This window comes from Acinetobacter sp. TR3, from assembly GCF_027105055.1.
In the GTDB taxonomy this organism is placed as follows: Bacteria; Pseudomonadota; Gammaproteobacteria; order Pseudomonadales; family Moraxellaceae; genus Acinetobacter.
In genome coordinates this window covers 39,032-51,576 of record NZ_CP114264.1, presented here as the reverse complement: position 1 = coordinate 51,576, position 12,545 = coordinate 39,032, and the positions used below count along the sequence as shown (strand labels likewise).

Below are 12,545 nucleotides of genomic sequence, written 5' to 3'. Positions count from 1 at the left end.
ATAAATATACTGGAACGGGTATGAGTATTCCTCAATCTTTGCTTGAACAATCTATTCAAATCAATATTCAACAAGCATTACAAGAAGATATTGGGGATGGTGATATTACCGCAATGCTTACCCCTGAAGAAGAGCAAGCAACCGCAACGATTATTACCCGTGAAGATATGGTTTTAGCTGGTCAGCCTTGGGTCAATGCGCTGATTCAAGCGTATGATGACTCCGTACAAATCACATGGCTTAAACAAGAAGGTGAGCATGTTGCTGCAAATGAGGCTTTTTTAAAACTCGCTGGTTCTGCGCGTAGTTTACTGACTGTGGAACGCCCTGCTTTAAACTTCATTCAAACTCTTTCTGCTGTGGCGACTAAAACTGCAAATTATGTGCAACAACTTGAGGGTTTAAATACCAAATTGCTTGATACACGTAAAACCTTACCCGGTCTACGTATTGCACAAAAATATGCAGTTGCTGTGGGTGGTGGACAGAACCATCGTTTAGGTCTATTTGATGCATTCTTAATTAAAGAAAACCATATCATGGCAGCTGGTGGTATTGCTCAAGCGATTAGCAAAGCACATGACATTGCACCAGGTAAACCTGTCGAAGTAGAAGTTGAGACTTGGGACGAGTTAAACCAAGCACTTGAAGCTGGTGCAGATATCGTGATGTTAGATAATTTTAGCCAGCAACAAATGATTGATGCGGTCAAGCATGTTGCGGGGCGTTGTAAATTAGAGGCTTCTGGTAATATTACAATTGAAAACTTGCGCGAAGTTGCAACCACAGGCGTCGACTATATTTCAATGGGCGTACTCACTAAAGATGTTCGCGCTGTAGACTTATCTATGCGTTTTAATGCTTAAATATTCTAAGCATCATCATCCGATGACTGTGTTTTAAGTTCATCAGAAGTCGAAATGTTTGTTGTTTCGACTTTCTCAGTCCACGCTGATTTAGCTTCAGCTGAATCAGTAGGTCTTGGATCTGCCGCCATTAGCACAAAAGTCACTGCAGTTAATAACACTAGAAAAACTTGTACCATGTTCCCCTTCCTTATTTATTCTTAATTTTTCTAGTCTATCAATCCAAAATGAGTCAAATAAATGGGTTATGTGACAAACTGCAAAGATTGTGTGATTTTATGTTGAGGAATAAATTGACCTGTTTATTTTTTGCTTGCTGTTACAGCCCTTGGCAACAGGTCAGTGTTGATCTGTTATGGTTGGACTTTTGACTTGGCTTATACTCATTTTCCTAGGTATTTATAGGTTTATGCTTCATTAGCATCTAAATTGATAAATAAAAAAAAGGCGGTCTAAACATACCAGACCGCCCGCACTATCAACTGGAGATTACCAACCGAGTGCCTGCTGTTGCTTCTGAATCAATTCTGCGATTCCTTTTTCTGCAAGCTCTAACATGGCATTAGACTGCTGGCGAGTGAACGGTTTCTCTTCTGCCGTTCCTTGAATTTCAATAAATTCGCCCGCTTGTGTCATCACCACATTCAAATCCGTTTGGCAATTTGAATCTTCTTCGTAACACAAATCGAGTAGAACTTCGTCTTGGTACATTCCTACTGAAATTGCTGCTACGAGACCTTTTAATGGGTCTTGTTTAATCTTTTTATTGCTCAGTAACACATTCATGGCATCAACTAAAGCCACAGCTGCACCTGTAATGGCTGCTGTGCGAGTACCGCCATCTGCTTGAATCACATCACAGTCAATCGTAATCGTGTTCTCACCCAACTTCTTCAAATCCACCATGGCACGAAGACTACGACCAATGAGACGTTGGATTTCTTGGGTACGTCCTGTTTGCTTACCGCGCGCTGCCTCACGGTCACTACGTGTATGTGTCGAACGTGGCAACATACCGTATTCAGCAGTCACCCAACCTTGCCCTTTACCTTTCAAGAAACGTGGAACTGAGTTATCAATACTTGCTGTACACAACACTTTGGTATGACCAAATTCAACCAAAACTGAACCTTCTGCGTAACGGGTATAGTTACGGGTGATTTTTACTTCACGTAACTGGTCTAATGCTCTTTGGTCAATACGCATAATGATTCCTTAAAACGATGGCACAAATATAATTGCACCATAGTATATCTCAATTACTCGTACTTTCCCTTTTACTTATTGGTGATGAGCATCGCTTGATGGCTCAAACGACGCTCAATCTTGATTAAGCAGCTTTACCAAACATACTTTTCACTGCGTCAACAAGGCTATGCTTGATCGCCCCCAAACGGTCAACCACATTGTCAGGCAAAGAATGAATCGCCAAACGTTTATATACACTCACAATTTGAGATCCAAACGGCGCTGTATTGTACTGTTGACCAAACTCTGCACAGACTTCACGTACTTTAGGTGCCATTTCTTGATAGCGGTTGGCAGGTACATCAGGGAACAAGTGATGTTCGATTTGATGACTCAAGTTACCACTCAAGAAGTGCATGATTTTACCGCCAGTAAAGTTTGCTGAACCACGAATCTGACGTAAGTACCATTCTGCTTTGGTTTCATTATCAATATTGTCAGTGATAATTTCAGAGTCTTCTGTGAAGTGACCACAATAAATCACGGTCGATGCCCAGTAGTTACGGATCAGATTGGCAACAAAGTTACCTGCTAATACTGGCAAGAACATTGGGCCCGCGATCAATGGGAACAATACATAATCTTTACCAAACTGACGCACCATCTTTTTACGTAGATTTTTAGATTCTACATACACTTCTTTCCAAGTTTTGGTGCCATCAAACAACACTTTTTCCATCTCTAAACGTTGCAAAGCCAATAGCCATTCAAAACCCGTTGATAATACAAAACCTGTTGGTACGTTGAATAAAAAGCGAGGTTCCCACTTTTGCTCACGACTCATGCGCATTACGCCATAACCGCTAATGTCATGATCCATGCCAACAACATTGGTATAGGTATGGTGCTTATAGTTATGGGTATATTTCCAATCTTCACCCGTACACACCGTATCCCAGTCGTAGGTTGCACCGTTCAAGGTTGGATCATTTAGCCAGTCAAACTGACCGTGCATCACATTGTGACCGAGTTCCATATTTTCAACGATTTTAGATACGCCTAGCATAACGGTACCCAATAACCAAACAGGTGGAATCCAACCACCAAACATCAACATGCCACGCGATGCAATTTCGGTGTAACGTACAAAGTTACGTACTTTATAAATATAATCAGAATCTTCTTTGCCAATTTTAGCCATGGTTTCAGTACGGATGGCATCAATCTTACGGCCAAACTCTTGTACTTCTTCTGGTGTTAATGCACGGCTTGTGTTACCACCAAATTTGATTGGAGGAATCGTTTTAGTCGGATTTACTGTCATCATGTTCATAATATTATTCTCTATCTGGTCAATATGAATTAAAGGTCAATCTCAACAGGACTGACTGCTTCACTCACACACAACTTGATTTGCACATTGTTTTGGTTATCGATTTCACCTGTAAGTTGATTTTTCACTGCACCACTGACCTTGGTACAAACACAGGTATTACAAATCCCCATACGGCAACCAAAAGATGGTTTCAAACCCGCAGCTTCAGCGCTGGCTAACAAGTTGCCACGGCCTTCAAACTCTTGCATACTGCGACGGAAATTGACCGGTTGGATTTGGGCATCCACATCCATCGTCACTGGCAAGAAGCTTTCTTGTGTTAAACGGTCTAACCAACCACGCTTCGCCCAAATTTGACGTGTCGCTTTCATCAATCCTGGAGCAGCACACACATAGGTTTGACGTTGAACAGCATCGGCACACAAACGGTCCAAAGTTTCTTCATCAAAATAAGCAGGTTGTTCAGCACTATCGACAATAATGTGTAGGTCAAAGTGCGGATATTCTGTTGCCAGTGTTTCCAATTCAGTACGGAACGCTGGATCACGTGAGTAATAAATCAACGTCACAGGTTGATTCGAACGTGCTAATGCCTGTTTCGCAATCGGAATAATCGGCGTAATACCACTACCCGCAGATACCAAAAGAATCGGTTGTTTACCTTCTTCTGTATCAAAGTCTTTTAGCGTAAATTCGCCCATCGCCTGAGTAATTTCAATCACATCACCAGCACGTGCGCTGTTGGCTAAATAGTTAGATACTCGACCTTGTTTTTTGATACCTAATACCAATTTGTCGTGACTTGGTGAACTCACCAAGCTATACGCTCGTTGATGCTGCACACCATCAATACGAACCGTCACCATTACAAATTGACCTGGCTGATAGGTTGTAAATTTATTGTTACTGCTTAAAGTGACCTTGATCATTTCATCGGCAATAGGCTCAATCGCTTCGATTTTTGCCATAATGCGGCGCAAAGTCCACATCGGGTTAACCTTTGCAAGGATAAAATCAACAAAATCTTCTCTAACCCAATGTGGCTGATAACTTAACTGTGCGTTCATACGTTCCTCGTTTTGTATCTGGCTATTTATTTTGAGTGAACAAATGTTCGTGTAGTGAACATGTGTACACTATATTTATTTGTGCTCACTGAGTCAACACCTGTTCACTATTTTTTTGAATATTTTTTATTCATCCCTATAAACATTTAAATTTTCTTGAAAATTGATCACGATCTAGCATTTATTATTTTTAAAAAAAACGATTTATTTTGCTAAAACCACAAATGCATATGATTTAGCAATGGATAAAAGCTAAAAAAATCATGTTTTTTTTGCTAGACTCTAGCGTATGGTTTTAATGGATCTTATTCATGTCGATTAGAGATGAACGAAAACAACAGAGTCGTCAGGCTTTACTTGATGCAGCGCTCCACCTCAGTACTTCTGGACGTTCATTTAGTAGTATTAGTTTGCGTGAAGTTGCACGTGAAGTTGGCTTAGTCCCAACGGCATTTTATCGTCATTTCCAAGATATGGAGGCATTAGGGCAAGAACTGGTTGACCAAGTGTCTTTGCATTTAAAAAGCTTGATTCATCAATTGGGGCAAAGCTATTTAAAACATAGCGGATCTGCTAAAACACGGACAAGCATTGAATTGTTTGTACAGGCAGTAAATCACAGCCCACAACAATGGCAATTTATGATTGCAGAACGTTGGGGTGGCTCTGAAACCGTTCGTATCGCAATTGCGCGTGAAATTGAATTTTTGATTGAAGATCTTGCAATTGATTTGTGTAAACTCGATACCTTTAAACACATTCAAGAAGCCAAAGATTTACAAGTGTTATCCACGATTTTGATTAATATGTCATTTACATGGGCAATGACGTGGATCAACTTACCGAAACAATTTCCAATTGATCGTTTGTTAGAACAACAAAACTTATTTATTGACAATGCAGCGACTCAAGTCCGCTTACTTTTCCGAGGTATCTCGAACTGGGAACCACAAAACGCCTGATCTTATCAAAGCTAAAGTTTGATATATAAAAGCATTGCTTAGCGTTATGATTGATAAGACACTAATGCAAATGCCGTTTAGAACACTATGAGGAGCTTATAAGCATCATGAATCCTGATCGTCATACTCAGTTCTTAATTCGTAAAGAAAAAATTTTGCAGGTTGCGGAAAAACTTTTATTAGAAAATAACCAAGAAATGACCTTGGATGAACTGGTTGCCGAGCTAGATATTGCTAAAGGTACTTTATATAAACATTTCCGCAGTAAAAATGAATTACTGTTGGAACTGATTATTCAAAATGAAAAAGAAATTTTAAAAATTTCAGAAAAATATAACACTGATGTTAAAGAATATGCGCCTCGTTATATGCTTTATCATTTAACCTCACCAAGTCGCACGATTTTATTGCATCAGTTAGAAGAGCATCTGACGATGACCGAGTCCAAGCTCAAACATTTGTTCGATGAGCTTTATGCGATCCGTCAACAGCGTATTATTTCGCTCAAAGATATGACTGAAAAATATTTAAAATCACAGAATTATGATATGTCGATTCGTGATTATCTTTCCTATATTTGGTCTCTGACTTACGGCGCAGCTTTGCTATTGAATTCAAGCTATTACCAGCGTTCAATTGGTTCTCGTGAGAAGCTGATTAACCTGTATGTAAACCAAGCTCTGTCTTTACCGACACAAAAAGTTCAAATCGATTTAAAAGATTTACAAATCGATCAAAACTAAATAAAAAGGACTGCTACTGCAGTCCTTTTTTACTGTTCATCGTACGAACTATTTTGCTTTGCGTTCTTTTTCTAATAAGTAATCAACAACTTGTGTCACTTTGCCATCTTCACCTTGCACAACATACTTACCGTTTACAACAACGGCAGGTACGCCCGTAAGTTGATATTGCTGTGCCAATTTATTTGACTCAGCCACTTTTGCAGTAATTGGGAAAGAGTTAAACATACTGTTAAATTTCTGTTCAGGCACGCCATAACGGGCAAAGAATTTTGCTTGTGATGCTTGATCAAAAATTTGTTGTCCGCCGTCATGGATGGCATGGAATAATGGAATATGGGTTTTCTTACGTACTCCTAGTGCCTCAGACACATAGTAACCTCGAGCACCCTGCTCCCATACTTTATTCATAGCTGCTGGCGTACGGAGGAAATATACATCGCTTGGAATCTTCTTTAACCACGTTTGCATATGTGGTTCAAGCTTAAAGCAGTGCGGGCAACCGTACCAAAAGAATTCACGTACTTCAATTTTTCCCGCTGGCGCAGCTGTTTTACCCGGATTGGCAACCACGGTATAGTCTTTACCCGCTACAAAATCAGCAGCGATTGCATTCATCGAAAATGCCATTACAGCTGCACTTAAACCACCTAATACTAACTTTTTCATTGAGTTTGCTTTTCCTCTAAGCATTTTTCGTAAGTTTATATGCTAAATATAAATCAAACACGACTAATTCGTTTTGCTTGTGTGAAGTTTTTTATTGGATTTATCGCTTTTTTTTCAAGAAGCGCTACACTAACAACAGATTAAACCGAAATAATCATCCTAATATAGAGGTATTTCCATGTCACAATTGAATGTTGACCCACAAGAAATCGCAAAATTTGAAGCATTGGCTGCCAAATGGTGGGATCAACATTCTGAGTTCCGCCCACTTCATCAAATCAATCCTTTACGTTTAAATTGGATTGACGAACGTGTTGGTGGCTTAGCAGGTAAGAAAGTGCTTGATGTTGGCTGTGGTGGCGGTATTTTGGCAGAAAGTATGGCTCGTCGTGGCGCTGATGTTTTAGGGATCGACATGGGCGAAGCCCCGCTTGCTGTAGGACGTTTACACGCACAGCAAGACAATGTGCAAAATATTGAATATCGTCAAATCCCAGTCGAGGAGTTAGCGCAACAACAAGCAGGACAATATGACGTAGTGACCTGTATGGAAATGATGGAACATGTTCCTGATCCAGCCTCAATTGTCAAAGCCTGTCAAACACTGGTTAAACCGGGTGGACACGTCTTCTTTTCGACCATTAATCGCAATCCAAAATCATATTTATTCGCAATTATTGGCGCAGAATATGTCCTACGTTTGTTACCAAAAGGTACGCATGATTATCATAAATTTATCCGTCCTTCAGAAATGGCGCATGATATTCGTAACGCAGGCTTGAGTCTAAAAGAAATGACTGGCTTACATTACAACCCTATCACTAAGCATTATTGGTTAGCGCCCAACGTAGATGTGAATTATATGGTTCATACCACAAATACAGGTGCCTAATGAAAGCCGTTTTATTTGATCTTGATGGTACTTTGATCGACACTGCTGCAGATTTTATTCGCATCATTCAACAAATGTGCCGTGATGAACAGCGTCCTGTTGTTGATGCAGCAACCATTCGCACTCAAGTGTCTGAAGGCGCACGGGCAATGGTCAAATTGGTGTATCCAGAATTGGATGTGACCGATCCCATCTTTCTAGCCCATCGCCAGCGCTTTTTAGATGTATACGGTGACAATATTGTGGTGGATACGGATTTATTTGTTGGGATGTATCCTCTGCTCGAAGAACTTGAAGCAAACCAGATTCCTTGGGGAATTGTGACCAATAAACCACGTGGTTTAAGTGAATCATTATTGGCTGAATTAAATTTAACCGAACGCTGTGCAGTTTTGGTTTGTCCTGAAGATGTCACACATACCAAACCCGATCCTGAACCGATGTATTTAGCAGCTCAGCATCTCGGCATCGATGCAGAAAAAATTATTTATGTGGGTGATCATCCACGTGATATTGATGCAGGTCGAAATGCAGAGATGTATACCATTTTGGCAGCTTACGGGTATTTACCAATAGAATCTCGTGATGATCTGAACGCTTGGCAAGCAGATGCAATTATTCAAACTGTCCCTGAATTACACCAACTGTTAAAACAGAAAATCTCTGCATTATCAGAAAATCAGGGTATGATGAGCTAAATATTTAATATAACAACTAGGAGGCATAACAATGAAATATTCAGAATATCAACCTCGTCCAGATCTACTCAAAGATCGTATCATTCTCATCACAGGTGCAGGTGATGGAATTGGTCGAGCTGCTGCTCTTAGTTATGCCCTTCATGGTGCAACTGTGGTTTTGCATGGACGTAGCCTGAATAAACTTGAAGTCATTTATGATGAAATTGAAGGTTTAGGTGCACCACAGCCTGCAATATTGCCATTACAGCTTTCAACTGCATCCAGTCATGACTATGAGCTTCTTGTCGATACGCTTGAGCAACAATTTGGTCGCTTGGATGGAATTTTACATAATGCGGGCATGTTAGGTGATCGAGTTGAACTAGCGGATTACCCTGTTGATGTTTGGGATGATGTCATGGCCGTAAATTTACGTGCACCTTTCGCGTTAACTCAAACATTATTACCACTGCTTGAAAAATCTGAACATGCTTCAGTGGTATTTACCAGTTCGAGTGTAGGTCGTGAAGCTCGTGCTTTATGGGGAGCATACTCTGTTTCTAAAGTTGCAATCGAAGCAATGAGTAAGATTTTTGCAGCAGAAAACACCTATCCAAACATTCGTTTTAACTGCATTAATCCAGGCGGTACCCGTACAGCAATGCGGGCGAAGGCTTATCCTGAGGAAGATCCAAAAATTCTTCCAACGCCGGATAGCATTATGCCTGCTTATCTTTATTTGATGGGTGATGATAGTTTAGATATGAATGGGCAAAGTATTGACGCTCAATCTTAACTAATTGAATATAATAAATTTAAATGATATTAAATACGGGCTTCGATGATGCTTTTCTAGAGAAATTGCTTAAGGATCTCCATCTTTTTAATGGAATAATGAATTGATCTTCACAGTTTCTCTGCATTTTTAAGGTACAGTTTTCACATGAGAGACATCCGAAGTCCATAAGGTGCATCATGAAAAAATTTTTCATTATCTTGGTTTTAGGTTCAACAACCCTATTGAGTAGTATGGGTAGTTTTGCAGGTCCACATTTTGATGATGATGATGACTCACGCGGTGGTGGCTGGCAAGGTCGTAACTTTGACCGTCCAGATGATGAAAACCGTATGCGTGAACGTCGTATGCGTGAAGAACGTGGTGTCGAGCGTTTAAAACAACATCGCTGGCAAGCAGGTTACGTCATGCCACAGCATTATCGCGGAAACGGCTACAAAGTTGATTATAAAGATAATAATCTCCCACGTCCCGGTCGTAATGAGCAATGGTATAAAATCAATAATGATTTTATTTTAGTCAACTCTGATGATAATAGTATTATCCGCATCATGGGGTTCTAAACACGTTCTCAGACGATGACTGTACAAAGTTGAAGCGTTGTTTTAGGAATAGATTTATCTTTTTATTTTTTTCGTTAGAATCAGATAAATTGATGTATATCTGAGATGAACATGGCGAACCAAATGACTGAAACTTCACATAGTACAACGCAAGATTATGTGCATTGGTTTCGCCACTCAGCACCATATATTAATGCCCATCGTGATAAAACCTTTGTGCTTATGTTTGGCGGTGAAGCCGTCTTACACCAGAACTTTCAGCATATTATTCATGATATTGCCCTATTGCATTCTTTAGGGATTCGTTTGATTTTGGTGCATGGCGCACGCCCACAAATTAATCAAAATCTTCGTGAAAGCCAAATTGAAACGCCTTTTCATCAAAGTCGTCGTGTGACAACTCGTGCATCACTACGTAGTGTCATGAATGCAGTTGGATCGATTCGTTTAGAAATTGAAGCTCTTCTATCAATGGGCTTAGCAAATTCACCCATGTATGGTGCTCGCATTGATGTGGTTTCGGGTAACTTTGTAACGGCTAAACCCTATGGCATTCGGGATGGGGTTGATTTTCAGCTCACAGGCGAAGTCCGTTCAATTGATACCGATGCGATTCAACGTCACTTAGATAATCACAATATTGTGTTACTAGGGCCTACAGGTTATTCAACCACTGGAGAAGTATTTAACTTATTGGCGGAAGAAGTCGCGACCAAAACAGCAACTGCATTACAAGCCGATAAATTGATTTTCTTGGGTGAAAAACAAGGATTAATGAATGAGCAACAACAATTATTACGTGAATTAAGCTCGTATCAACTTGAACCTTATATTCAACAATACCAAACACAATATCCAGAATTTGCCTTACACCTTAAACAAGCTCAACAAGCTTCATTGTCTGGGGTGCACCGTGTTCACCTCATTTCATATACTTATGATGGTGCTTTGATTGAAGAACTATTTACACGCGACGGGATTGGCACTTTAATCACAGATGCCCACTATGAAGAAGTACGCATTGCTAATATTCATGATGTGGGTGGTTTAATCAACTTATTACGTCCACTCGAACAGGAAGGTATTTTAGTCTATCGTTCACGTGAACGTCTTGAAAGTGAAATAGAACAGTTCGCGGTGATTGAACGAGATGGCATGATCTTAGCCTGTGCAGCACTCTATCCTATTCCTGCTGAATCAGGTGAAATTAAATCTGCTGAAATTGCCTGTGTCGCTGTCGATTCGAGTTATCGTAAATCGAACCGTGGTAGCCAAATTTTGCAATTTTTGGAAACCAAAGCAAAACAACAGGGTATTCAACAACTGTTTGTTCTCACAACCCGTACCGCACATTGGTTTTTAGAGCAGGGTTTCAGCCCAGCAAGTGTTGATGATTTACCGAATGCTCGACAAGCGCTGTACAATTATCAGCGTAACTCCTTAGTCTTCAAAAAAGTTTTGTTCTAATTATATTTGACTCGAAGATATCTTTATTTCTGATAAAGATATCTTTTGACCTCTTTCTTTTCTATTTTTATTCAGCTCATTAGAAAAATAAGCGCACTGAATTTTTTAAAAATAAAAATATAAAACAGAAACTTAAGTGTTAATTAAATTTCAATGCTTATTCATCTTCTCAATAACATTATCTATTTTTCTATTTTGCACTTTTCATCATAAGCAAAGCCCAATTATTTATTTTTTATGCATTAAAAAAAGTTTTAGCTTAATTGCTCAACTTATTTAGATCTTGTAATTTTCTGGGGAGCACAATCAACATGGCTATTTTTATCAATCGCTCATGGGCAACTTCAACCATCATCGCAGCAACTATTGCTGGCGTAATGGGCGTTGCGGGTTGTGCAAAAAAACCTGAGCAGCAAGCAACACCAAAACAAGAAACCACAACATTAAATATCGGCTTTCAAAAGTATGGCATTTTGCCGATTGTTAAAGCAAAAGGTGAATTAGAAAAGAATCTTGCTGCTCAAGGTGTCAATGTAAAATGGGTTGAATTTCCAGCTGGCCCCCAACTTTTAGAAGGCCTAAATGTAGGTAGTGTCGTATTTGGCGAGGCCGGTGAAGCGCCTCCGATCTTTGCCCAAGCAGCAAATCCTAACTTGGTCTACGTCGCAAATCAGCCACCTGCACCGAAAGCAGAAGCCTTAATCGTTCAAAAAGATTCACCAATACAATCTGTACAAGACCTGAAAGGTAAACGTATTGCATTGAACAAAGGCTCAAACGTTCATTATCTTTTATTGAAATTACTAGAAGCCAATAATTTAACTTTAAATGATATTCAGCCTGTTTATTTACCACCGTCAGATGCACGCGCAGCCTTTGAAAAAGGCGCAGTCGATGCTTGGGTGATATGGGATCCATTCTTCGCAGCAGCAGAGCATCAAATCCATGCACGTGTGATCGCAAACGGCGAGCATTTGGTCAACAATCATCAATTCTATTTAGCTGATCGTAAGTTTGCGGAAGGACATCCCGAAGTTCTAAAAACACTGGTGACAACATTGAATCAAACCACAGATTGGGTAAAGACCCATCCTGATGATGCTGCAAAATTACTCGAAAAACCAACCGCACTTGAACTCGATGTTTTAAAAACTTCAATTTCTCGCATGGGTTTTGGCGTTCAGCCAATTTCTGAAAAAGTCGAAAAAGAACAGCAGTACGTCGCTGATGCCTTTTTTGCTCAGAAATTAATTCCAAAGCAATTGGTCATTGCAGATGCTGTATTAAAAAACCAAGTTCAATAATTGAGAGTCTAC

Annotated in this window: 14 protein-coding genes; 9 read left to right on the top strand and 5 right to left on the bottom strand. The window is 39.9% G+C overall.

The features are described from left to right. Positions 1–20 precede the first annotated feature (20 nt). Positions 21–866 carry a carboxylating nicotinate-nucleotide diphosphorylase gene (gene nadC, locus O1449_RS00250; RefSeq protein ID WP_269229173.1) on the top strand — a complete coding sequence of 282 codons (846 nt, stop codon included), beginning with the start codon at positions 21–23 and terminating at the stop codon, positions 864–866. Positions 867–871: 5 nt separating this feature from the next. Here nadC and O1449_RS00245 read toward each other — a convergent pair whose 3' ends face one another. The 4 genes from O1449_RS00245 to O1449_RS00230 form a co-directional block, all read right to left on the bottom strand. After that, positions 872–1,045, bottom strand: a complete 174-nt coding sequence (locus tag O1449_RS00245) for an ABZJ_00068 family colistin stress protein (protein ID WP_269229174.1) — start codon at positions 1,043–1,045, stop codon at positions 872–874. Between the two features lie 310 nt (positions 1,046–1,355). Further along, positions 1,356–2,072, bottom strand: coding sequence for a ribonuclease PH (rph, locus tag O1449_RS00240; protein ID WP_269229175.1), 717 nt, complete (start codon positions 2,070–2,072; stop codon positions 1,356–1,358). Positions 2,073–2,196: 124 nt separating this feature from the next. Then, positions 2,197–3,387, bottom strand: a complete 1,191-nt coding sequence (locus O1449_RS00235) for a fatty acid desaturase family protein (protein WP_269229176.1) — start codon at positions 3,385–3,387, stop codon at positions 2,197–2,199. Positions 3,388–3,416: 29 nt separating this feature from the next. Then, complete coding sequence (locus O1449_RS00230) at positions 3,417–4,457, bottom strand: ferredoxin reductase (RefSeq protein WP_269238811.1); 1,041 nt, start codon at positions 4,455–4,457, stop codon at positions 3,417–3,419. 311 nt (positions 4,458–4,768) lie between these two features. On the opposite strand from O1449_RS00230, the gene O1449_RS00225 reads away from it, so the two are divergent. Both O1449_RS00225 and O1449_RS00220 read left to right on the top strand, forming a co-directional pair. After that, complete coding sequence (locus O1449_RS00225) at positions 4,769–5,419, top strand: TetR family transcriptional regulator (protein ID WP_018678343.1); 651 nt, start codon at positions 4,769–4,771, stop codon at positions 5,417–5,419. 107 nt (positions 5,420–5,526) lie between these two features. Continuing rightward, positions 5,527–6,162, top strand: a complete 636-nt coding sequence (locus O1449_RS00220) for a TetR/AcrR family transcriptional regulator (RefSeq protein WP_004665358.1) — start codon at positions 5,527–5,529, stop codon at positions 6,160–6,162. 48 nt (positions 6,163–6,210) lie between these two features. On the opposite strand, the gene O1449_RS00215 is transcribed toward O1449_RS00220, so the two are convergent. Beyond that, entirely contained in the window at positions 6,211–6,831 is a 621-nt protein-coding gene (locus O1449_RS00215) for a thiol:disulfide interchange protein DsbA/DsbL (RefSeq protein WP_269238810.1), read from the bottom strand. A 178-nt stretch (positions 6,832–7,009) separates the two neighbouring features. On the opposite strand from O1449_RS00215, the gene ubiG reads away from it, so the two are divergent. The 6 genes from ubiG (at position 7,010) to O1449_RS00185 (ending at position 12,533) form a co-directional block, all read left to right on the top strand. After that, a complete protein-coding gene (gene ubiG / locus O1449_RS00210) occupies positions 7,010–7,723 on the top strand; it encodes a bifunctional 2-polyprenyl-6-hydroxyphenol methylase/3-demethylubiquinol 3-O-methyltransferase UbiG (RefSeq protein ID WP_005163612.1) in 714 nt (237 codons plus the stop codon). Then, positions 7,723–8,421, top strand: coding sequence for an HAD family hydrolase (locus O1449_RS00205; RefSeq protein WP_269229181.1), 699 nt, complete (start codon positions 7,723–7,725; stop codon positions 8,419–8,421). Before ubiG ends, O1449_RS00205 begins: the two co-directional genes overlap by 1 nt. A gap of 31 nt (positions 8,422–8,452) precedes the next feature. Further along, positions 8,453–9,199: a YciK family oxidoreductase gene (locus O1449_RS00200; RefSeq protein ID WP_269229182.1), complete on the top strand. Its 747-nt coding sequence runs from the start codon at positions 8,453–8,455 to the stop codon at positions 9,197–9,199. Between the two features lie 179 nt (positions 9,200–9,378). Continuing rightward, entirely contained in the window at positions 9,379–9,762 is a 384-nt protein-coding gene (locus tag O1449_RS00195; protein WP_269238809.1) for an RcnB family protein, read from the top strand. 111 nt (positions 9,763–9,873) lie between these two features. Beyond that, positions 9,874–11,229: an amino-acid N-acetyltransferase gene (gene argA, locus O1449_RS00190; RefSeq protein ID WP_050041999.1), complete on the top strand. Its 1,356-nt coding sequence runs from the start codon at positions 9,874–9,876 to the stop codon at positions 11,227–11,229. Positions 11,230–11,540: 311 nt separating this feature from the next. Further along, positions 11,541–12,533, top strand: a complete 993-nt coding sequence (locus O1449_RS00185; RefSeq protein ID WP_269238808.1) for a sulfonate ABC transporter substrate-binding protein — start codon at positions 11,541–11,543, stop codon at positions 12,531–12,533. The last annotated feature ends 12 nt before the right edge of the window (positions 12,534–12,545 follow it).

Excerpts from the sequence above, each read along its gene's own strand:
- nadC (WP_269229173.1), top strand. The coding sequence starts at position 21 with ATGAGTATTCCTCAATCTTTGCTTGAACAATCTATTCAAATCAATATT.
- O1449_RS00245 (WP_269229174.1), bottom strand. The coding sequence starts at position 1,045 with ATGGTACAAGTTTTTCTAGTGTTATTAACTGCAGTGACTTTTGTGCTA.
- rph (WP_269229175.1), bottom strand. The coding sequence starts at position 2,072 with ATGCGTATTGACCAAAGAGCATTAGACCAGTTACGTGAAGTAAAAATC.
- O1449_RS00235 (WP_269229176.1), bottom strand. The coding sequence starts at position 3,387 with ATGAACATGATGACAGTAAATCCGACTAAAACGATTCCTCCAATCAAA.
- O1449_RS00230 (WP_269238811.1), bottom strand. The coding sequence starts at position 4,457 with ATGAACGCACAGTTAAGTTATCAGCCACATTGGGTTAGAGAAGATTTT.
- O1449_RS00225 (WP_018678343.1), top strand. The coding sequence starts at position 4,769 with ATGTCGATTAGAGATGAACGAAAACAACAGAGTCGTCAGGCTTTACTT.
- O1449_RS00220 (WP_004665358.1), top strand. The coding sequence starts at position 5,527 with ATGAATCCTGATCGTCATACTCAGTTCTTAATTCGTAAAGAAAAAATT.
- O1449_RS00215 (WP_269238810.1), bottom strand. The coding sequence starts at position 6,831 with ATGAAAAAGTTAGTATTAGGTGGTTTAAGTGCAGCTGTAATGGCATTT.
- ubiG (WP_005163612.1), top strand. The coding sequence starts at position 7,010 with ATGTCACAATTGAATGTTGACCCACAAGAAATCGCAAAATTTGAAGCA.
- O1449_RS00205 (WP_269229181.1), top strand. The coding sequence starts at position 7,723 with ATGAAAGCCGTTTTATTTGATCTTGATGGTACTTTGATCGACACTGCT.
- O1449_RS00200 (WP_269229182.1), top strand. The coding sequence starts at position 8,453 with ATGAAATATTCAGAATATCAACCTCGTCCAGATCTACTCAAAGATCGT.
- O1449_RS00195 (WP_269238809.1), top strand. The coding sequence starts at position 9,379 with ATGAAAAAATTTTTCATTATCTTGGTTTTAGGTTCAACAACCCTATTG.
- argA (WP_050041999.1), top strand. The coding sequence starts at position 9,874 with ATGGCGAACCAAATGACTGAAACTTCACATAGTACAACGCAAGATTAT.
- O1449_RS00185 (WP_269238808.1), top strand. The coding sequence starts at position 11,541 with ATGGCTATTTTTATCAATCGCTCATGGGCAACTTCAACCATCATCGCA.